Origin of the sequence: Acidovorax sp. Leaf78, from assembly GCF_001422735.1 — a bacterium.
Classification (GTDB): domain Bacteria; phylum Pseudomonadota; class Gammaproteobacteria; order Burkholderiales; family Burkholderiaceae_C; genus Acidovorax.
Genome location: NZ_LMLZ01000012.1, coordinates 75353 through 96602 on the forward strand (window position 1 = coordinate 75353; position 21250 = coordinate 96602).

The window sequence follows — 21250 nt, forward strand, 5'->3', positions numbered from 1 at the left end:
CTGCGGGGCGGCCCTTGCTTGGCTGCCCTGGCCTCGGGGCGCGCCAGTTGCAAAGATCCGGGGCAGGGCGGGCGCACTGGAATGCGTGCCGCTAACCCGCGATCCACAGAGGCGCCCGGTCTTGAGTGGCGCCTCTTTTTTTGCCCGCATGAATCTACTCGTCAGGGGATATCTGAAACCCCCTTGTCCCGCCCGGGACAAATTGACACGCCAAACTGTTTCGAAGCCCCTACAATAAAAACGCACGATCGTTCTTTTTCACTCTCCAAGGAACAACAGCACCATGACCGCTGAATACAAAGTCCACGGCTCCGTTGCCGTGATCACGCTGGCAAACCCTCCCGTCAATGGGCTGGGCCTGGCCACCCGCCAAGGTATCGTGGACGGCCTGGCCCGTGCCAATGCCGATGCAGCGGTCACGTCCATCGTCATCACCGGCGCCGGCGGTGCCTTCTCGGGCGGTGCGGACATCAAGGAGTTCGGCACCGACAAGTCGCTGCAAGAGCCCAACCTGCTGTCGGTGATCCTCGCCGTCGAGAACTCGGGCAAGCCCGTGGTCGCCGCCATGCACACCGTCGCCATGGGCGGCGGCCTGGAGCTGGCGCTGGGCTGCCACTACCGCATTGCAGCGCCCGGCTGCTCGATCGCACTGCCTGAAGTCAAGCTGGGCCTGATCCCCGGCGCGGGCGGCACGCAGCGCCTGCCGCGCGTGATCGGCGTCGAAGCCGCGCTGAACCTGATCGTGAGCGGCGAGCCCGTCAAGAGCGAACTGATTGCCGGCGTGCCCGGCCAGAAGCTGTTCGACAAGCTGGCCGCATCGCCAGAGTCGCTGGCCGAGGAAGCCCTGGCGTTCGCGCAAAGCGTGGCCGATGCGCGCCCGCTGCCCCTGGTGCGCAACTTCCCCTGCAAGCACCCTGAAGGCGACGCGTACTTCCAGTTCGCCCGCAACATGGTCAAGGGCATGGCCAAGAACTTCCCGGCGCCCGCCAAGTGCGTGGACGCGGTCGAAGCGGCCACCAAGAAGAAGTTTGCCGAAGGCATGCTGGTAGAGCGCGAAATCTTCATCAACCTGATGTGGACCCCCGAGTCCCGCGCGCTGCGCCATCTGTTCATGGCAGAGCGCGCTGCGAGCAAGATCCCTGACGTGCCGTCGGACACCCCCAAGCGCGACATCAAGCTGGTGGGCGTGATCGGTGCGGGCACCATGGGTGGCGGCATCGCCATGAACTTCCTGAACGCCGGCATCCCCGTCAAGATGCTGGAGATGAAGCAGGAAGCCCTGGACCGTGGCATCGGCACCATCAAGAAGAACTACGAATCGCAGGTCAAGAAGGGCAAGCTCAAGGAAGACAAGTACGCCCAGCGCATGGCGCTGCTGTCCACCACGCTCAGCTACGACGAGCTCAAGGACTGCGACCTGATCATCGAGGCCGTGTTCGAAGAAATGGGCGTGAAGGAAGCCGTGTTCAAGCAGCTGGACGCCGTGGCCAAGCCCGGCGCCATCCTGGCGTCCAACACCTCCACGCTGGACGTGGACCAGATCGCCAACTTCACCCAGCGCCCGCAGGACGTGGTGGGCATGCACTTCTTCAGCCCTGCCAACGTCATGAAGCTGCTGGAAGTAGTGCGTGGCAAGGCCACCGCCAAGGACGTGCTGGCCACCGTGATGGCCGTGGCCAAGAAGATCAAGAAGACCGCCGTGGTCTCGGGCGTGTGCGACGGCTTCATCGGCAACCGCATGATCGAGCGCTACAGCCAGCAAGCCGGCTTTTTGCTGGACGAAGGCGCCACGCCCCAGCAGGTGGACAAGGCCATCGAGAAGTTCGGCTTTGCCATGGGCCCGTTCCGCATGGGTGACCTGGCCGGCAACGACATCGGCTGGGCCATCCGCAAGCGCCGCTACAGCGAAAAGCCCGACATGAAGTACAGCAAGACGGCAGACCTGCTGTGCGAGCTGGGCCGCTTCGGCCAGAAGACCGGCGCAGGCTGGTACGACTACCAGGCCGGCAAGCGCGACGCGATCCCGAGCGATGTGGTGAACAAGATGATCGAAGAGCACCGCAAGACCCTGGGCACGGCGCCCCGCAAGATTTCCGACGAGGAAATCGTGCAGCGCCTGGTGTTCGCCCTGGTGAACGAAGGCGCGCACATCCTGGAAGAGGGCATTGCCAGCAAGTCCGGCGACATCGACATGGTGTACCTGACCGGCTACGGCTTCCCCATCCACCGCGGCGGCCCGATGCACTACGCCAGCGAAGTGGGCCTGTTCAACGTGGTGCAGGCGATGAACCGCTTTGCCCAGAACCCCATGGACGACGCCAACGCCTGGAAGCCCGCTCCGCTGCTGGCCAAGCTGGCCGCCGAAGGCAAGGCCTTCCAGTAAACCAGGTACTTCGCTTCGCCAAATCGCGTACATGAAATCGCGCCTTCTCTCACCATGCTGCGTTGCAAATCCTCGTCATAGCTTGGCTATGACTGCGGTTTGCGCCTTGCCTGGCACGAGAACGCATCCATTTCATTTGTAAGCTCATTGACGAAGCGAAGCACCGGCGCGCACCCCGTTCACCGATTAAAGGATTTCCCATGACCTCCGCAGTGATTGTCTCCACCGCCCGCACGCCGCTCGCCAAGAGCTGGAAGGGCTCCTTCAACATGACCCATGGCGCCACCCTGGGCGGCCACGCCGTGCAGCATGCCGTGCAGCGCGCCGGCATCGACGGCGCCGATGTCGACGACGTCATCATGGGCTGCGCCACGCCGGAAGGCGCCACGGGCAGCAACATCGCTCGCCAGATCGCGCTCAAGGCCGGCCTGCCCATCACGGCGTCGGGCATGACGATCAACCGCTTTTGCTCGTCGGGCCTGCAGACCATCGCCACCGCGGCCCAGCGCATCATCGCCGGCGAAGCCGACGTGTACGTGGCAGGCGGCGTGGAAAGCATCTCCTGCGTGCAGCAGGAGATGAACCTGCACATGATCCAGGACCTGGCCCTGGCCAAGCAAAAGCCCGAGATCTACTGGAGCATGCTGCAGACCGCCGAACAGGTGGCCAAGCGCTACAACATCGGCCGCGACGCGATGGACGAATACGGCGCCGCCAGCCAGCAAAAGGCCTGCGCAGCCCAGGCCGCCGGCCTGTTCGATGCAGAGATCGCGCCCATCACCGTTACCGCCGGCATTGCCGACAAGACGCTGGGCCTGATCACCAAGCAGGTCACCGTGAGCAAGGACGAGGGCACGCGCGAAGGCACGACCAAGGAAGGCATCAGCGGCATCCGCCCCGCGCTGCCCGGGGGCGTGATCTCGGCCGGCAATGCCAGCCAGTTCTCCGACGGCGCAGGCGCCTGCGTGGTGACCAGCGAAGAGTACGCCAGCAAGAAGGGCCTCAAACCCCTGGGCCGTTTCCTCGGCTTTGCCGTGGCTGGCTGCGAGCCCGACGAAATGGGCATCGGCCCCGTGTTCGCGGTGCCCAAGGTGCTCAAGAAGCTGGGCCTCACCGTGCAGGACATCGACCTGTGGGAGCTGAACGAAGCTTTCGCCGTGCAGGTGCTGTACTGCCGCGACAAGCTGGGCATCCCGGCTGACCGCCTGAATGTGAACGGCGGCGCGATCGCCGTGGGCCACCCCTACGGTGTGTCGGGCCAGCGCCTCACGGGCCATGCGCTCATCGAAGGCAAGCGCCGCGGCGCCAAGAAGGTGTGCGTGACCATGTGCATCGGCGGCGGCATGGGTGCTGCCGGCGTCTTCGAGGTGTTCTGACCGATAGCGTTCCGGCGCTCTGCCGGCATGCGCACCGGGCCGGCCTTGCCCAAGGCCGGTCTGTATAAGGGGCTTGCATACATGGCCGCCGAGCGCGTGCGGGTGGCGGGTCTCTGAATGCGGCAGGGCCATGGATGCAGTGACAGGGGGTTGAGAAGAAGGGGCTACAAATTGTTGCCTTGTGGCGGCGCGCAAACCCCAGCGGCGGCACCGGCGCGCGGCAGAATCCGCCGCGGTTGCTGGCGCCCCAGGGTGCCGGGCCGTCTCCGCCGTTCTTCTTTTTCTTCCTTTCACCGGTTTTCCCATGCGTCGCACAACTTCACTTCGATTTCTCACCGCACTCTCCGCGCTGGCCGTGGCCTGCGGTGCCCACGCACAGAGCTTCAAGCTCCAGCAGCCGCTGGAGTCCGACGCCGACGTGGTGCTGCAGGAAATCGTGCTCGACGCCAAGCAGACCCGCGTCACCCTGGTGGTGAAGAACAGTACCGACGAGGCGTTCGAAGCCTGCGCGCAGCCCACGGGCTCGCCCGATGCCTTCACGCTCAAGGACCTGGACAGCGGTGCGGTGCTGCCGCAGCGCGCGATCAGCGGCCTCACGCTGTGCAACGTGAAGATGGACACGGTCAAGCCCGGCCGCACCAAGTTTCTGAAGATCACTTTCCCGCCGCTCCCGGCAGGTGCCACGCGCCTGCAGCTCGGAGAGGCCAGCTGCCAGCCCAAGCCCGATTCGGACATGGAGTACTGGTGTTTCAAGAACATCGCGCTGCCCGCCCGCTGATCCTCGCGCCGGCGAGGGGGCAGGGCATGCAGCATTCAAGGAGACCTCATGACCCTGCGTTCCACGCTCGACTTTTTGCTGTACGACTGGCTGGAGGCCGAGAGCCTCTCGGCCCGCGGCCGTTTCGCTGACCATTCGCGCGAGACCTTCGACGCGGTGCTGGACACCTGCGAGCGCATCGCGCGCGAGAAGTACGCGCCGCACAACCGCACGGTGGACATCGAGGAGCCGCACTTCGACGGCGAGAAGGTCATCCTGCCCCCGGCGACGTACGAGGCCCGCAAGGCCTACGCCGAATCGGGCCTGCTGTCGGCCGCGCAGGACTACGACATCGGCGGCATGCAGCTGCCTTACACGGTAGAGGCGGCGGCCAACAGTTTCTTCGCGGTGGCGTCGATCAGCATCGGGTCCAACCTTCTGACCTCGGGCAACGCCAACCTGCTGATGGCGCACGGCACGGCGCTGCAAAAGGAAGTGTTCGCACTTAATGAATTCAACGGCCGCTGGTCGGGCACCATGTGTTTGTCCGAGCCGCAGGCGGGCTCGTCGCTGTCGGACGTGGCCACGCGCGCCGTGCCCGATGGCAGCGACTTCGAAGCCGACCCGCTGGGCGCGCGCTATCGCCTCACGGGCAACAAGATGTGGATCAGCTCGGGCGACCACGAGCTCACCGAGAACATCGTGCACCTGGTGCTGGCCAAGATCCCGGGGCCGGACGGCAAGCTCGTGCCTGGCACGCGCGGCATCTCGCTGTTCATCGTGCCCAAGAAGATGGTCGATGTAGAGGGCCAGCTGACCGGTGAGCGCAACGACGTGGCGCTGGCGGGCCTGAACCACAAGCTGGGCTGGCGCGGCACCACCAACACGCTGCTCAATTTCGGCGAGGGCAAGTTCCCGGTGGGCGGGCAGGCCGGCGCCGTGGGCTATCTGGTGGGCCAGGCGGGCAAGGGCCTGCACTGCATGTTCCACATGATGAACGAGGCGCGCATCGGCATCGGCATGGCGGCCACCATGCTGGGCCTGGCGGGCTACTACGCCAGCCTGGACTACGCCAGGAACCGCCCGCAGGGCCGCCCGGTGCAGGGCGCCAAGGACGCGGCCGGTGGCGCCCCCGCCGCCGTGGTCAAGGATGCCGCGCAGCCGCAGGTGCGCATCATCGAACACGCCGACGTCAAGCGCATGCTGCTGGCCCAGAAGGCGTATGGCGAAGGCGCGCTGGCGCTCAACCTGTTCTGCGCCCGTCTGGTGGACGAGCAGCACACGGGCGACGCCGCCGCGGCCGACGAGGCCCGCCTGCTGCTGGAGGTGCTCACCCCCATCGCCAAGAGCTGGCCCAGCGAGTTCTGCCTGGAGGCCAACTCGCTGGCCATCCAGATCCACGGCGGCTATGGCTATACGCGCGACTTTCCGGTGGAGCAGTACTGGCGCGACAACCGCCTGAACATGATCCACGAGGGCACGCACGGCATCCAGGCCATGGACCTGCTGGGCCGCAAGGTGCTGATGGAAGGCGGGCGCGGCCTTACGCTGCTGGCCGGGCGCATCAACGCCACCATCGAGCGGGCGATCCAGGTGCCCGCGCTGGCCGCGCATGCCAACGCACTGGGCGCGGCCCTGCAGCAGATCGGTGCCGCCACCAAGGCCGCGTGGGCCACGGGCCAGCCGGCCGATGCGTTGGCCAATGCCGTACCCTACATGCAGGCCTTCGGCCACACGGTGCTGGCCTGGGTCTGGCTGGACCTGGCGCTGGCGACGCTGGCCGACGACGCCGTGCTGGCACAGCCCGCCAGCGTGGGCCGCATGGGCGCCATGCGCTACTTCTTCCACTACGAGCTGCCCAAGATCGGCGCGTGGCTGCAGGTGGTGAGCACCCGCGATGCGACCTGCGCCAGCTTTCCTGAAGAGGCGTTCTGACCATGGCCACACCACGCGCACTGCAGCGCCTGCACCAGCTCATCTGGGCCTTGATCTACGGCGGCTTGCTGGTGCTGGTGCTGGGCATCGCCACGGCGCGCACGGACGATGCGCTGGGCTGGACCCTCATCGCCGTGGGCGGGGTGGCTGCCGTGGTGGGGCTGGTGCTGATCGGCGTGCGCTCGCGGCTGCGGGCAGACCCTGCGCCATGATGCGCATGGCACCCCTTGCATGCCGCGGCCCCATCCACACCACGGTAGTGACGCGCCTCGCGACCTCAGCGACACTCCCGCGACATAGCGCCCCCGCGTTGCATCGCACAATCATTGCGTGACTTGATTTCATGTGCCGGATGGCCGCACGCCCGCAGGGCGGGCCGTTCGCACCCTGACTGCAGACCCACAAACCCAAGGAGACACACTTCATGACCCGCACCATCCAGCAACTGTTCGACCTGACCGGCAAGACCGCCCTCGTGACCGGAGGCTCGCGCGGCCTGGGCCTGCAACTGGCCCATTCGCTGGGCGAGGCGGGCGCCAAGATCGTGCTCAGCTCGCGCAAGGCGTCCGACCTGGAAGAAGCCACCGCCGACCTGCAGGCCGCCGGCATCGACGCGCGCTGGATCGCCGCGGACTGCTCCAACGAGGCCGACATCCGCCGCCTGGCCGACGAAACCCTGGAGCGCCTGGGCCACGTGGACATCCTGGTGAACAACGCCGGCGCCGCCTGGGGCGCCCCGGCCGAAGACCACCCCGTGGACGCCTGGGACAAGGTGATGAACCTGAACGTGCGCGGCTATTTCATCCTGAGCCAGCACATCGCCAAGCACAGCATGATCGCGCGCCGCAGCGGCAGCATCATCAACGTGGCGTCCATCGCGGGCCTGGGCGGCAATCCCAAGGGCATGAACACCATCGCTTACAACACGTCCAAGGGCGCGGTGATCAACTTCACCCGCGCGCTGGCGGCTGAATGGGGCAAGTACAACATCCGCGTCAACGCCATCTGCCCGGGCTTCTTCCCGAGCAAGATGACGGTGGGCACCCTGAAGGCCATGGGCGAGGAAGCCCTGGCCGCGCACGCGCCGCTGGGCCGCCTGGGCGACGACGAGGACCTGAAGGGCCTGTGCGCGCTGTATGCGTCGGATGCGGGCAAGCACATCACCGGCCAGTGGCTGGCAGTGGACGGCGGCGTGAGCATCGTCACCGGAGGCTGATGGCCCCCGGCTGCACGCCTGCGCGGCGTGCAGGCTGGTGCTGGCGGTGGACTTGATGTCCTCGCCATGCCCGGGGTTGTGCCGCTGTGGCAGGCGAAGGCGTATGCTTTTGCCTCCCTACAAAACCTGGAGTTGCCCGTGCTGAAATTTGGTGTCGAGATCCCCTTTGTCAGCCACCTCGGCTTCACCCTGCACCGCATGGAGAAGGGCGAATCCGAGCTGCGCTACGAAGCCAAGCCCGAGCACCTGAACTCGTTCGACGTGACCCACGGCGGCGCGTCGATGACGCTGCTGGACGTGACCATGGCCACGGCCGCGCGCAGCGAGACCCCCGACATGGGCGTGGTGACCATCGAGATGAAGACCAGCTTCATGCAGCCCGCCCGCGGCCCGCTGGTGGCCAAGGGGCGGCTCATCCACCGCACGGCCACCATGGCCTTCACCGAAGGCACGGTGTACGACGCGCAAGGCAAGATCTGCAGCCACGCCACCGGCACCTTCAAGTACGTCAAGCGCCTGCCGGTGGACGGGCGCAGCGTCAATGGCCTCAAGGTGATTTCCACTGACTGAGTCCGCCCGAAATTCAAGTAAAAATGGCCGCTACCGCTTGATATATAAGCGCTGGCAGCTATAAAAATAGTAGCAAACGTTCAAGGAGCTCCCCATGCCACGCAATCAGCAAATCGTTCTCGACAACCGTCCCCAGGGCGAGGCCGTGGCCAGCAACTTCAAGCTGGTCGCCACCGACACGCCTGCGCTGCAGGACGGCCAGGTGCTGGTGCGCCACCACTACCTGAGCCTGGACCCGTACATGCGCGGCCGCATGAACGAGAGCAAGAGCTACGCCGCGTCGCAGGGCCTGGGCGAGGTCATGATCGGCGGCACCGTGGGCGAGGTGGCCGAGAGCCGCCACCCCAAGTACGCCGTGGGCGACAAGGTGGTGGGCATGGGCGGCTGGCAGGAATACAGCGTGGTCGACGCCAACGCCCCCGGCGCGCTGCGCAAGGTGGACACGGCCCACGTGCCGCTGTCGCACTACCTGGGTGCCGTGGGCATGCCCGGCGTGACGGCCTGGTATGGCCTGGTCAAGATCATCGCCCCCAAGGAAGGCGACACCGTGGTGGTGAGCGCCGCCACCGGCGCCGTGGGCAGCGCGTTTGCCGCGCTGGCCAAGGCGCGCGGCTGCCGCGCGGTAGGCATTGCCGGTGGTGCTGAAAAATGCAAGTACGCCTTGGAGGAACTGGGCTTTGACGCCTGCATCGACTACAAGCAGCACAGCGACGTCAAGGCCATGTCCAAGGCGCTCAAGGAAGCCTGCCCGAACGGCATCGACGGCTACTTCGAGAACGTGGGCGGATGGATCATGGACGCGGTGATGCTGCGCATGAACGCCTTCAGCCGCATCGCCCTGTGCGGGATGATCGCCGGCTACGACGGCGCGCCGCTGCCCATGGCCAACCCTGCACTCATGCTCATCAACCGCATGAAGGTCGAAGGCTTCATCGTGAGCGAGCACATGGAAGTCTGGCCCGAGGCCCTGAAAGAGCTGGGCACGCTGGTTGGCACCGGCAAGCTGCGCCCGCGCGAGACCGTGGCGGACGGCATTGCCGCCGCACCCGAAGCGTTCCTGGGCCTGCTCAAGGGCAAGAACTTCGGCAAGCAGCTCGTGAAATTGATCTGAGCATGGGCATGATGGAAACCAGCAGCCCGTCGCCCCACCTGCGCTGGACCTGGGCCCGCTTCGACGACCTGGGCGTGCACGCGCTGCACGACGCCCTGGCCCTGCGCTGCAAGGTGTTCATCCTGGAGCAGGGCCCCTACCAGGACCCCGACGGCGCCGACAAGAAGTCGCACCACCTACTGGGCCACGACGACGCTGGCGTGCTGCAGGCCTGCCTGCGCGTGGCAGACCCGGGCGTGAACTACTCCGAGCCGTCCATCGGCCGCGTGGTCACCGCCAAGGAGGCGCGCGGCAACGGCACGGGCCGTGCGCTCATGCAAGAGGGCATCGCCCGCTGCACCGCGGCGTGGCCGGGCCACGCCATTCGCATCAGCGCCCAGGCGCACCTGCAGCGCTTCTACGGCAGCCTGGGTTTTGTCACGGTGTCGGACGAATACCTCGAAGACGACATCCCCCACGTCGAAATGCTGCGGAGCCCGTCATGACCACAACGGCACCTGCTGCGGGCCTGGCCCGCACCCACGACGTGTTCAACCAGAGCACGCCGTGGGCGGATGTGAACCTGTTCACCACCAACCAGCCGCTGCAGGATGCGCTGCGCCTGCACAGCCCCGCGCTGCCGCTGGCCGGCCTCACGGCCCTGGGCGCAGAGATGGGCTCGGCCGAAATACAGGCCCACGCGCGCCTGGCCAACACGCACAAGCCGCAGCTGCACACCCATGACCGCTTCGGCCACCGCACCGATGTGGTGGAGTTCCACCCCAGCTACCACGCGCTGATCGGCGCGGCGCTGCGCCACGGCCTGCACGCCACGCCCTGGTCGCGCACGGGTGCAGCAGCGGCGTACGCCCACACCGAGCGGGCCGCCGGCTTCATGCTGTTCACAGAGGCCGAGCCTTCGGTGCTGTGCCCGGTCTCCATGAGCTATGCGGTCACGCCAGCACTGCGCGGCAACACCGCCGTGTGGGCCGACTGGAGCGCGGGCCTGGCCAGCACGCAATACGACCCGCGCCTGGCCTTGTTCTCGCAAAAATCCGCGCTCACCATGGGCATGGGCATGACCGAGAAGCAGGGCGGGTCGGACGTGCGCGCCAATACCACCCAGGCCGTGGCCGACGGCGAGGATGCCTGGGGCCCGCGCTACCGCCTGACGGGCCACAAGTGGTTCTTCTCGGCGCCCATGTGCGATGCCTTCCTGGTGTTGGCGCAGGCGCCCGGCGGGCTGACCTGCTTCTTCCTGCCGCGCGTGCTGCCGGACGACCGCAACGGCGTGCTCAACAGCATCCGCATCCAGCGCCTGAAGGACAAGCTGGGCAACCACGCCAACGCCAGCTCCGAGGTCGAATTCATCGACGCGAACGCCTGGCGCGTGGGCGACGAAGGCCGCGGCGTGGCGCAGATCCTGGAGATGGGCACCATGACGCGGCTGGACTGCGCCCTGGGCACCAGCGGCCTCATGCGCCAGGCGCTGACTATCGCGCTGCACCACACGCGCCAGCGGTCGGCCTTTGGCAAGAAGCTCATCGAGCAACCCCTCATGCGCAACGTGCTGGCCGACCTGGCGCTGGAGAGCGAGGCCGCCACCGCACTGTCCATCCGCCTGGCCAGCGCCTTCGACAAGAAGGCCTCCAGCGAGCACGAGGCCGTCATGGCCCGCCTGCTCACGCCCGTGGCCAAGTTCTGGGTGTGCAAGCGCGGCAGCGTGTTTGCGCAGGAGGCCATGGAATGCCTGGGCGGCAACGGCTACGTGGAAGAGGGCGGCGAAGGCACCATGGCCCGCATCTACCGCGAGATGCCGCTCAACTCCATCTGGGAAGGCGCCGGCAACATCATGGCGCTGGACCTGCTGCGCGCCGTGCGCCGCGCCGACACCGCTGCGGCCCTGGCCGACGAACTGGCCCCCGCGCGCGGCGCCCACCCGGCGCTCGACCGCCTGTCCAGCGCGCTGCCCCTGCGCGTGGACGCCATGACCACCGAGGCCGAGGCCCGCCGCCTGGCGCAGGACGTGGCCCTGGCCGTGCAGGCCGCGCTGCTGTACCGCAGTGCACCCGGCGCCGTGTTCGGTGCCTTCTGCGATTCGCGCCTGGCCGGCGACTGGGGCTACAGCTTCGGCACGCTGGGTGCGGGCGTGGACCTGGACGCCATCTTGGCCCGCGCGCTTCCGATCTGATTCACCCCACAGAATTTTGCGGAGAAACCCATGTCCCATCTCATCCTGCACCACTACCCCTCGTCGCCGTTTTCCGAAAAGATCCGCCTGGTGCTGGGCTTCAAGAAGCTGGCCTGGAAGTCCGTGATCATCCCCAGCATCGCGCCCAAGCCCGATGTGGTGGCGCTCACGGGCGGCTACCGCAAGACGCCGTTCCTGCAGGTCGGTGCCGACATCTACTGCGACTCCGCATTGATCTGCGACGTGCTGGAGCACGAGCAGCCCGAGCCCGTGCTGTACCCGCCGCACCTCAAGGGCGTGGCCCGGGTGTTTGCGCAGTGGGCCGACAGCAGCCTGTTCTGGGCGGCCATGGCCTACAACCTGCAGCCCAAGGGCGCATCGGCCATGTTCGCCAACCTGCCGCCCAACGTGGCCCAGGCCTTCAGCGAAGACCGCCGCGAGATGAGCGCGGGCATGCAGCGCCTGCGCCCCGCAGACGCCACGGCGGCCTACCGCTCGTACCTGCGCCGCATCGCGCACATGGCCGAGGAGCATGACTTTTTGTTCGGCGCCGAGCCGTGTCTTGCCGACTTTGCTGCTTACCACCCGCTGTGGTTCACCCGCCAGTGCGTGCCGGTGATGGCCGACATTTTTGCGGCCACGCCCGCGGTGCTCGAATGGATGGACCGTGTGGCCGCGCTGGGCCACGGGCGCATGGAGAAGTTCGCGGCCGAAGACGCCATCACCGTGGCGGCCGGCGCAGAGCCGCTGCCGCTGATGGACGATGTGTTCCAGGACGAGCATGGCATCCCGCTGGGCTCGCAGGTCGCCATCGCCGCCGAGAGCTTCGGCACCGAGCCGACCGAGGGCGAGCTGATCGCCGCCACCCGCACCCGCTACACCCTGCGCCGCACCGACCCGCGCGCGGGCACCGTGCACGTGCACTTCCCGCGCATCGGGTATGTGCTGCGGGCTGCGAAGGCCTGACGGCGGCGCCGCGCCACCTCACAACCACACCCACTTCCGTTCGGGCTGAGCCTGTCGAAGCCAGGGCAGCCCTCGCGGACACCCTTCGACAAGCTCAGGGCGAACGGCAGGGCGATGGATGACCCGGTCACCGCACGGATGCATCGATACATGCCCTGTCGCTGAACACACACAAAACCACACACCACTTCAAGGAGACACCACCATGATCGACAACTTTGCCTGCAAGACCGCCGTCCTCACTGGCGCAGGCTCGGGCTTCGGCCTCGAATGCGCGCGCATCGGCGCCCGCCTGGGCATGAACCTGGTACTGGTGGACATTCAGCAGGACGCGCTCGACGCTGCCACGGCCGAGATGCAGGCCGCGGGCGTGCAGGTGCTGGCGCGCAAGGTCGATGTGTCGAACGCCGCGCAGATGGAGCAGCTGGCCGCTGATGTGCAGCAGCGCTTCGGCGCGCCGCACCTCGTGTTCAACAACGCCGGCGTGGGCGCGGGCGGCCTGGTGTGGGAGAACTCGGTCAAGGACTGGGAATGGGTGCTGGGCGTGAACCTCTGGGGCGTGGTGCACGGCGTGCGCCTGTTCACGCCGATGATGCTGGCGGCCGCCAAGGCAGACCCGGCCTGGCGCGGCCACATCGTCAACACCGCCAGCATGGCGGGCCTGGTGGATGCGCCCAACATGGGCATCTACAACGTGAGCAAGCACGCGGTGGTGAGCCTGTCGGAGACGCTGTACCAGGATTTGTCGCTGGTCACGGACCAGATCAAGGCCAGCGTGCTGTGCCCGTTCTTCGTGCCCACCGGCATCGCCCAGAGCCACCGCAACCGGCCTGGCGACATGCCGGCCGACAAGCCCACCAAGAGCCAGCTCATCGGCCAGGCCATGAGCGACAAGGCCGTGGGCAGCGGCAAGGTGACCGCGGCCGAAGTCGCGCAGAAAGTGTTCGACGCAGCGGCGCAGGGCCAGTTCTACATCTACAGCCACCCCAAGGCCATCGCCTCGGTGCAGACGCGCATGGAAGACATCATGCTCAGCCGCAACCCCACCGACCCGTTTGCCAGCAAGCCCGAAGTGGGCGAGCAACTGCGGGCAGCGTTGAGGGCCGAGGGTTGAGGGTTCAGGACTGAACGGGCCCCTGCCGCTTGCTGCAAAAGTGCCAACAGCTATTAAAAATATAGCAATGACTGCAGAGCAAGACACCATCGCCGCGCAGCAGGGCAGCGCCTGCGGCGATCGCGGCTTCGCGCTGTTCGGCACCGCCATCGGCCACTGCGGCATCGCATGGCAGGGCGATCTGCTGGTGGGCGTGCAACTGCCCGAAGACGCGGGCGAGGCCGCGACGCGCACCCGCATGCAGCGGCGCTTTCCGCAGTTGTCCGAATGCGCCATGCCGCCCGCCGTGGCCGCCTGGGCCGCGCGCGTGGTGGCCACGCTGGAGGGCGTGCACGACGATCTGCTGGATGTGCCGTTGGCCACCGACGGCGTGCCGCCGTTCAACGCCCGCGTGTACGCACTGGCCCGCCGCATCCCGCCGGGCAAGACCATGACCTATGGCGAAATGGCCGCCGCGCTGGGCGAGCCCGGTGCCGCGCGCGCCGTGGGCCAGGCGCTGGGCCACAACCCGTTTGCGCCGGTGGTGCCGTGCCACCGCATCCTGGCCGCGAATGGCAAGACCGGTGGCTTCTCGGCCGGGGGCGGCGCCGCCACCAAGATGCGCATGCTCGACATCGAGGGCGCCTTTGCGCACGACACGCTGGCGCTGTTTGCGCCCCGGGGCTGATGCGGGTTCAGCCGCAGCCGCAGCCGTAACTGCAGTTACCGCCCCACGGACCTACCCACGTTTTCTGAGCATCGCTGACCCGCTGCTGGCCATCGCCAGCTCTTCGGTGGTCGCCAGCAGGGCAGGGCCCAGGGCCAGCATGCGCTCCTCGGTCAGGCGCACCAGCGGCCCTGCAATGGTGACCACGCCGATCACCGCGCCGTTGTGGCTGCTGCGGATGGGCGCGGCCATGGCCGTCATGGCGGGCGCGAACACTTCCACGATCATGCTGAAGCCGCGCTGGCGCGCCGCCTTCAGGTAGGCCAGCAGAGCCTTCACGGTGGTGGGCGCGTTGGGGCCGTAGTCCTCGGGCTTGCCAAAGCCCTGCTGTGACACCAGCGCCAGCGCTTCCTCATCGCTCAGGGTGGACAGCCACGCATGGCCGGCCGAGCTGCACGACAGGTTCACCGACAGGCCCATGTCCGGGTCGTAGCGCAGGCCGCGCACGGCGCCTTGCGCCTTGGCGACGAAGGTCAGCTCGCTGCCGTCCACCACGGCCAGGCGCACCAGTTCACCCGATTCGGCAGCCAGGCGGTCCAGCAGCGGCTGGGCGATGTCCACGATGCCGCTGGCGCTCAGGAACCCCAGGCCCAGCGATACCAGCTTGATCGTCAGCATGTAGTTGCCCTGGTTGTGCTCCTGGCGCACATAGCCGCAGCGGACCAGCTCGGCCAGCAGCCGGTGCGTGGCGCTCAGCGGCATGTCCAGCTCGGACGCGAGGTTCGACAGCGCCTTGCCTTCGGGGTGGGGCGCGAGGTGTTCCAGGACTTTGAAGCTGCGCTCGAGGATGCTGCTCATGGGCAATGGCTTTCGAAAGAGGACGGGCAGGCTGGGGGCGCTGGCACCGGTTGGGCAGCAATGTACCAAAATTTGTTAAAGGGTTTCTACTATGGAAACACTTTCCACTTTTTTCTACGATGCGTCCCAAGTGCTGCGGCGGCGACATCGGTTGCGCCCTGGCAAGCCTTGCCCCTTTTTTGATGGAGATGCCCCGTGAAGAAAACTGCCTGCCTTCTGGCCACCGCCGGCCTGTCCCTGTTGCTGGCCCTGCCGGCCGCGGCCCAGCAAGAGCGCGTGATCCGCTTCGGTCACCTCAACAATGCGGACCACCCGGTGAGCTTTGGCGTGAAGCGCTTTGCCGAGTTGCTGGCAGCCAAGAGCGGCGGCAAGCTCAAGGTGCAGGAATACCCCGCCTCGCAGCTGGGCAACGAGCTGCAGCAGCAGTCGGCGCTGCAGGGCGGCGTGCAGCAGATGTCGGCCCCGGCCACCACCTCGCTGGCCGGCATCGTCAAGGAATTCGGGCTGGTGGACTTTCCGTTCGCGGTGGCCAATTTCGCCCAGGCCGATGCGCTGCTGGACGGCCCGCTGGGCCAGACGCTGATCGCCAAGCTGCCCGAGAAAGGCCTGGTGGCCCTGGGCTACTGGGACCTGGGCTTTCGCAACGTGACCAACAGCAAGCGGCCCATCACCAAGGCCGATGATTTCGACGGCCTGAAGCTGCGCGTGATCCCCAACCCGGTGTTCCTCGACACCTTCAAGGCCTTCAAGGCCAACCCGGTGCCCATGCCGTTTGCCGAGCTGTACGGCGCGCTGGAGGCCAAGGCGGTGGACGGCCAGGAGAACCCCTATGCGGTGATCCTGTCGAACAAGATGTTCGAGGTGCAGAAGTACGTGAGCGCCACCAACCACGTGTACGCCGCCAACATCGTGCTGGTGAGCAAGAAGTTCTGGGACCAGCTCACCCCCGCCGAGCAAAAGATGATGCACGACGCCGCCAACGAGGCGCGCGGCTACCAGCGGCAGGTGAGCCGCGCCGCCGCGCAGAAATCGGTGGGCGACCTGCAGGCCAAGGGCATGGCCTACAACGAGATCGCGCCGGCCGAGCTGGCCCGCATGCAGCAGATCGCCAAGCCCGTGATCGAGAAGTTCGCCGCCACCTACGACCGGGCCATTGTGAAGCTCTACAACAGCGAACTCGCCCGCATCCGCAAGTAAGAGCGCCTGGCAAAACTCTTCTGGCGTCGTTGCTGCGTCTTGTCGTGCTATTCGCACTGCCTGCGACGCAGCGCCTAGCCAGAACCGCTTCGCTGAGCTTTGTCAGCCGCTCTCAACCCTTAACACCCCATGAAAATCCTCGTCCTCCACGGCCCGAACCTCAACCTGTTCGGGCGCCGCGAACCCCACATCTACGGCACCACCACGCTGGCGCAGATCAACGATCGGCTGCAAAAGCTCGCAGCCGAACTGCAGGTAGAACTGGCCATCGTGCAGTCCAACCACGAAGGCGCGCTCATCGACTTCCTGCACGACCACATAGACGCCGCGCAGGGCGCGCTGGTAAACCCCGCGGGCCTCACGCAACACGGCGTGCCGCTGCACGACGCGATCAAAGCCATGCCGTTCCCGGTGATCGAAGTGCACATGTCCAACATCGCCGCCCGCGAGGCATGGCGCGCGCATTCCATCATCTCGCCGGCCGTGAAGGCCACGGTGCAGGGCTTCGGGCCGCATTCTTACCTGGCGGCGTTGCGCTCGCTGGTGGAGAGCCTGCGCGAGGCTGCGCAGCCCGCCTGAGTACCCATCCTCCATCACAGGAAATACAACATGAATCGGTGGATGGATGGCGCCTGCCGCGGCCTGGAGGCGGTGATCGCCGCCATGCTCGCGTTGATGGTGGTGCTGGTGTTCGGCAACGTGGTGCTGCGCTACGGCTTCAACTCGGGCATCACCGTGTCGGAAGAGGTCTCGCGCTGGCTCTTCATCTGGATGACCTTCCTCGGGGCCATCGTCGCACTGCGCGAGCATGGCCATCTGGGGGTGGACATGGTGGTGCAGCGCTTGCCGGCCGTGGGCAAGAAGATCTGCCTGGCCCTGGGCCATGTCGTGATGCTCTACATCGTGTGGCTGCTGTTCCAGGGCAGCCTGGCGCAGGCGCGCATCAACTGGGACGTGACGGCGCCGACCACGGGCGCGTCCATGGCCATCGTCTACGCGGCGGGGCTGGTGTTTGCCGTGTGCGCGGCGCTGATCCTGGCGATTGATCTGTACCGGCTGCTCAGCGGCCAGATCGCCGATGAGGACCTGGTGATGGTGCAGGAGTCCGAAGAGGCCGTGCAGCTGCAGCAGATCCTGGGCTCGGCGGGCACCACCCATGCGTCCCCCGGCAAGGAGGGCGCGCGATGACCATCTTCGTCTTTGTCGGCGCGCTGCTGCTCGCCATGGCCATGGGCATCCCGATCGCGTTCTCGCTCTTGGCCAGCGGTGTGGCGCTGATGTGGCACCTGGATCTGTTCGACGCGCAGATCCTGGCGCAAAACCTGATCAGCGGGGCCGACAGCTTTCCGCTGCTGGCCGTGCCGTTCTTCATGCTGGCGGGGGAGATCATGAACGTGGGCGGCCTGTCGCGCCGCATCGTGGACTTTGCGCTGGCCCTGGTGGGCCATGTGAAGGGCGGCCTGGGCTACGTGACCATCATGGCCGGCTGCCTGCTGTCGGCCCTGTCGGGCTCGGCCGTGGCCGATGCGGCGGCGCTCACCGCGCTGCTGCTGCCCATGATGGTCAAGGCCGGGCACGACAAGTCGCGCGCAGGCGGTTTGATCGCGGCCACCGGCGTCATCGGCCCGGTGATCCCGCCGAGTATCGGCCTCGTGATCTTTGGCGTGGCGGCCAACGTGTCGATCTCCAAGCTGTTCCTCGCGGCCATCGTGCCGGGCATCCTGATCGGTGCGGCCCTGTGGCTGACGTGGGCCGTGCTGGTGCGCAGCGAGAAGATCGTGCCCCCGCCGCGCAAGTCCGCGGGCGAGATCCTCACGGCCCTGCGCAAGGCGCTGTGGGCGCTGATGCTGCCGGTGATCATCCTCGTGGGCCTGCGCATGGGCGTGTTCACGCCCACCGAGGCGGCCGTGGTGGCGGCGGTGTACGCGCTGTTCGTGTCGGCCGTCATCTACCGCGAGATCACCTGGCGCGACCTGTACGGCATCTTCGTGGCCGCGGCCAAGACCAGCGCCATCGTGATGTTCCTCATCGCCGCCGCCATGGTGAGCGCGTGGCTCATCACCGTGGCCGACCTGCCGTCCAAGGTGGTGGGGCTGCTGCAGCCCTTCATGGACAACAAGGTGCTGCTGATGGCGGCCATCATGGTGCTGGTGATGCTGGTGGGCACCGCCATGGACATGACGCCCACCATCCTCATCCTGACCCCTGTGCTGATGCCGGTGGTGACGGCCGCCGGCATCGACCCGGTCTACTTCGGCGTGATGTTCATCATCAACAACTCCATCGGCCTGGTCACGCCGCCCGTGGGCACGGTGCTGAACGTGGTGGCCGGGGTGGGCAAGATGTCGATGGACGACGTGACCCGCGGCGTGGTGCCCTTCATGATCGCGGAGTTCGCCATCATGTTCCTGATGGTGCTGTTCCCCTGGCTGGTGATGGGCCCCGCGCGGTGGTTCCATGGGTGACGAAGGCGGGCGCGGCTGGGGTGACTGAGCAGGGCCCAGCGGTACCGGTGCAGGGCCGGCCGCAGGGTAAGCCGGGGTGGTTGTTGCGGCGCAGCGGGTGTTACATTCAAACGCACCTGTCGCCATGCCCGCGTGATGCGGCCGCTGGCGCCGCCCCATCACCACCACCCCACGACAAGGACCCCCTGCATGCCCCCGGACCGCGAGCGACTCACCCGCATGCTTTTCGATGAGTACATCGAGATGTATGCCGCACGCGATACCCGGCTGCTCGCGCGCTTTTGCGACAGCTTCAGCGGCTTTGCCGGCAGCAGCGATAGGCTGGTGAAAAGCCGGGCCGAATGGGTCGAGGTGACGCAGCAGGACTTTACCCAGGTGCCTGCGCGCATCGGCATCGACATGGTGGACCTGTTCGTGCAGGACCTGGGCCCGGACCTGCTGGCGGCCACCGCGTTCTTTCACATCCACTTGCCGATCCCCGACGCGCTGTTCTCCCGCGAGACGGCCCGCAAGGTGGTGCTGTTCCGGCGCGAGCCCGCGGCGACCGCAGGGCAGGGCACCGAGGGCGACTGGAAGATCGCCCACGTGAGCGTCTCCATCCCTTACGGCAAGCCGCACGGCAGCGAGGTGTACCCCATCGACGACCTGCGCCAGCGCAACAGTGAGCTGCAGGCGCTGGTCGACGAGCGCACCGAGGCGCTGGCGCAGGCCAACCACCGGCTGGAGTTGCTGAGCAATACCGACGGCCTCACGGGCATCGCCAACCGCCGCCACTTCGACGACGCCCTGGCGCGCGAATGGGCCCGGGCCCAGCGGGCCCGCACGCCGCTGGCGCTCATCATGCTGGACGTGGACGTGTTCAAGCACTTCAACGACCACTACGGCCACCTGGCGGGCGACGCCTGCCTGAAGGCACTGGCCCTCACCTTGGTACAGACGGGCGCGCGGCGCGAAGGCGAGCTGGCCGCGCGTTTTGGCGGCGAGGAGTTCGTGGTGCTGCTACCCGGCTCGGACCTGAAGGCCGCCGCCGACGTGGCGCGCCACATCCAGGAGGCCATCGTGCAGCTGGCGCTGCCGCATGAGGGCGCACCGCACGGCATTGTGACGGTGAGCTTCGGCGTGGCCAGCCTGCAGCCGCAGCGCGAGCAATTGCCCGAAGAGCTGGTGCGCCAGGCCGATAGGGCGCTGTATCGTGCGAAGCAGGGCGGGCGGAATAGGATCGAGCTGGCGCAGGTCCTGGGAGAGGGGTCGGGGAGAGGCGAGGTTGATCTTTAGGGACAGCCGTCGGCAGTCAAGCTGAAGCGGCCGGGGGTGGCGTTGAGCTCTCGTTGCGCACGCATGGTGGATTTGCTTGCGTGAATCCAGGCTACTGCTCTTCGGAACTTGTTGAAGTGAGCGTGGGCCTTGATTTCATGGGAGTGCCGCGCTGATACGATGACCGAAATTTGCCACAAGCAGGCGTTCGGCAATGCAAGATTTTCCATTCATACGCACCCCCGACATCTTCGTTTTGACCGTAGATATTGAGACGCCTGGATTGTCGCGAAACTTCTTTCGAACTCAATGGGGCGAATCGACCGAGGAACTTTGCTTCTTTGATGGCACTTTGCTGGGTCTCGTGGAGCCGACTACCAACGCCAGCAAATTGCAACTTTCGTTGGTTCCCAGATTGGACCCGCGTCGCACATATCCCTGGCCGACCGCTAGTGAATTTGCAGATGCACTATCTGCTATTTGTGACGCAGCGCGAAGCCTGAACCTTTGGTGCGAAGTCGATGCTGACCAGTATCCGGTGACCTTGGTTTCCGACCCGGTGCTAGTTGCCGAGCTGCAGAAACAGGTGCTGGCCTTCTGTAGAGGTCAGTCCGAAGTTTGCCCCTCGTTTTCCACCGGAGGCACCTTCCCATTTTCGTGAAGGGTAGTCGGCTTTGGGCCCAAAGCAGTCCTAGGTTTCGCCCGAAAGCGGACTCTCCAAGCGCGGCAGTTCGCTGGTGCTCGCGAGTAGGTATGACTCAATGGCTCTCTTGCTCGGGCGAGTCACATGCATGATGCTCGCTTGTCAAGCTCGCCCATCAAGGTTTCGAGTAACGTTACGACTGATGCTTTATCCGCACCAAGGACAGCCCTGACAGCCTCGCAATCGTGCAATGCCGAAGCGCCATATAGCAGCTCGCGGAGAGCTGCTGACGCTGCGAGCAGGTGGGTATCAGATTTGCCCGGCCATGATCGGACGACGATGCCGTACTGCTCGTGCGACAGACCAAATAGCGACGGACACTCCCAATCCCATCGCTCGTCCCAATAGATCAAGGCGCGACGCACCGTGAGGTCTTGCTGATCGTCTAGCTTCATTTTGGAAGGGACCATCATGGTCCGGTTCTGGCCGACAGCGGAAGTCTAGCCGCCTGCTGCGACGCACCGCGTCCAAATCCGATGTCGAAGTTTCCAACGAACAGTGGCGTTCGCATCACGCGAAATCGCGGCCG

At 66.4% G+C, this 21250-nt stretch carries 21 protein-coding genes; 19 read left to right on the plus strand and 2 right to left on the minus strand.

The genetic code is table 11. From position 1 onward, the window contains the following. Positions 1-283: 283 nt before the first annotated feature. The 13 genes from ASF16_RS08850 (at position 284) to ASF16_RS08910 (ending at position 14265) form a co-directional block, all read left to right on the plus strand. Entirely contained in the window at positions 284-2383 is a 2100-nt protein-coding gene (locus tag ASF16_RS08850) for a 3-hydroxyacyl-CoA dehydrogenase NAD-binding domain-containing protein (protein ID WP_056165417.1), read from the plus strand. A gap of 200 nt (positions 2384-2583) precedes the next feature. Continuing rightward, positions 2584-3759: an acetyl-CoA C-acyltransferase gene (locus ASF16_RS08855; protein WP_056165419.1), complete on the plus strand. Its 1176-nt coding sequence runs from the start codon at positions 2584-2586 to the stop codon at positions 3757-3759. Between the two features lie 304 nt (positions 3760-4063). Continuing rightward, entirely contained in the window at positions 4064-4537 is a 474-nt protein-coding gene (locus tag ASF16_RS08860; RefSeq protein WP_056165421.1) for a hypothetical protein, read from the plus strand. Positions 4538-4585: 48 nt separating this feature from the next. Further along, complete coding sequence (locus tag ASF16_RS08865; protein WP_056165422.1) at positions 4586-6451, plus strand: acyl-CoA dehydrogenase; 1866 nt, start codon at positions 4586-4588, stop codon at positions 6449-6451. Positions 6452-6453: 2 nt separating this feature from the next. Continuing rightward, entirely contained in the window at positions 6454-6663 is a 210-nt protein-coding gene (locus tag ASF16_RS08870; protein ID WP_056165424.1) for a hypothetical protein, read from the plus strand. Between the two features lie 212 nt (positions 6664-6875). Then, positions 6876-7667 carry an SDR family oxidoreductase gene (locus ASF16_RS08875; protein WP_056165426.1) on the plus strand — a complete coding sequence of 264 codons (792 nt, stop codon included), beginning with the start codon at positions 6876-6878 and terminating at the stop codon, positions 7665-7667. 138 nt (positions 7668-7805) lie between these two features. Further along, positions 7806-8237 (plus strand): PaaI family thioesterase, encoded by a 432-nt coding sequence (locus ASF16_RS08880; protein ID WP_082485809.1) that lies wholly within the window; start codon positions 7806-7808, stop codon positions 8235-8237. A gap of 94 nt (positions 8238-8331) precedes the next feature. Beyond that, positions 8332-9348, plus strand: a complete 1017-nt coding sequence (locus tag ASF16_RS08885; RefSeq protein WP_056165428.1) for an NADP-dependent oxidoreductase — start codon at positions 8332-8334, stop codon at positions 9346-9348. Positions 9349-9350: 2 nt separating this feature from the next. Further along, a complete protein-coding gene (locus tag ASF16_RS08890) occupies positions 9351-9833 on the plus strand; it encodes a GNAT family N-acetyltransferase (protein WP_235507307.1) in 483 nt (160 codons plus the stop codon). Continuing rightward, entirely contained in the window at positions 9830-11518 is a 1689-nt protein-coding gene (locus ASF16_RS08895) for an acyl-CoA dehydrogenase family protein (protein WP_056165430.1), read from the plus strand. The genes ASF16_RS08890 and ASF16_RS08895 overlap by 4 nt, the downstream gene beginning before the upstream one ends. Before the next feature lie 30 nt (positions 11519-11548). Next, on the plus strand, positions 11549-12484 hold the full coding sequence (locus ASF16_RS08900; protein WP_056165432.1) for a glutathione S-transferase family protein: 936 nt from the start codon (positions 11549-11551) through the stop codon (positions 12482-12484). A 205-nt stretch (positions 12485-12689) separates the two neighbouring features. Next, positions 12690-13598, plus strand: coding sequence for an SDR family oxidoreductase (locus tag ASF16_RS08905; protein ID WP_056165433.1), 909 nt, complete (start codon positions 12690-12692; stop codon positions 13596-13598). A 67-nt stretch (positions 13599-13665) separates the two neighbouring features. Next, positions 13666-14265, plus strand: a complete 600-nt coding sequence (locus ASF16_RS08910; RefSeq protein WP_056165435.1) for a methylated-DNA--[protein]-cysteine S-methyltransferase — start codon at positions 13666-13668, stop codon at positions 14263-14265. 51 nt (positions 14266-14316) lie between these two features. On the opposite strand, the gene ASF16_RS08915 is transcribed toward ASF16_RS08910, so the two are convergent. Beyond that, complete coding sequence (locus ASF16_RS08915; protein WP_056165436.1) at positions 14317-15102, minus strand: IclR family transcriptional regulator; 786 nt, start codon at positions 15100-15102, stop codon at positions 14317-14319. A gap of 195 nt (positions 15103-15297) precedes the next feature. On the opposite strand from ASF16_RS08915, the gene ASF16_RS08920 reads away from it, so the two are divergent. From ASF16_RS08920 to ASF16_RS26065, 6 genes are all read left to right on the plus strand, one after another. Then, the gene (locus ASF16_RS08920; RefSeq protein ID WP_056165438.1) at positions 15298-16299 is read left to right on the plus strand and encodes a TRAP transporter substrate-binding protein; all 1002 of its coding nucleotides are present in this window, start codon (positions 15298-15300) and stop codon (positions 16297-16299) included. 129 nt (positions 16300-16428) lie between these two features. Beyond that, positions 16429-16878: a type II 3-dehydroquinate dehydratase gene (locus ASF16_RS08925; RefSeq protein WP_056165439.1), complete on the plus strand. Its 450-nt coding sequence runs from the start codon at positions 16429-16431 to the stop codon at positions 16876-16878. 30 nt (positions 16879-16908) lie between these two features. Continuing rightward, positions 16909-17487, plus strand: a complete 579-nt coding sequence (locus ASF16_RS08930; protein ID WP_056165441.1) for a TRAP transporter small permease — start codon at positions 16909-16911, stop codon at positions 17485-17487. Further along, positions 17484-18764 carry a TRAP transporter large permease gene (locus ASF16_RS08935; protein WP_056165444.1) on the plus strand — a complete coding sequence of 427 codons (1281 nt, stop codon included), beginning with the start codon at positions 17484-17486 and terminating at the stop codon, positions 18762-18764. The genes ASF16_RS08930 and ASF16_RS08935 overlap by 4 nt, the downstream gene beginning before the upstream one ends. Before the next feature lie 189 nt (positions 18765-18953). Continuing rightward, the gene (locus tag ASF16_RS08940) at positions 18954-20039 is read left to right on the plus strand and encodes a GGDEF domain-containing protein (protein WP_056165445.1); all 1086 of its coding nucleotides are present in this window, start codon (positions 18954-18956) and stop codon (positions 20037-20039) included. 193 nt (positions 20040-20232) lie between these two features. Further along, positions 20233-20679, plus strand: a complete 447-nt coding sequence (locus ASF16_RS26065; RefSeq protein WP_156372006.1) for a hypothetical protein — start codon at positions 20233-20235, stop codon at positions 20677-20679. Between the two features lie 122 nt (positions 20680-20801). Here ASF16_RS26065 and ASF16_RS08945 read toward each other — a convergent pair whose 3' ends face one another. Next, on the minus strand, positions 20802-21134 hold the full coding sequence (locus ASF16_RS08945) for a hypothetical protein (RefSeq protein WP_056165447.1): 333 nt from the start codon (positions 21132-21134) through the stop codon (positions 20802-20804). Between the last annotated feature and the right edge of the window lie 116 nt (positions 21135-21250).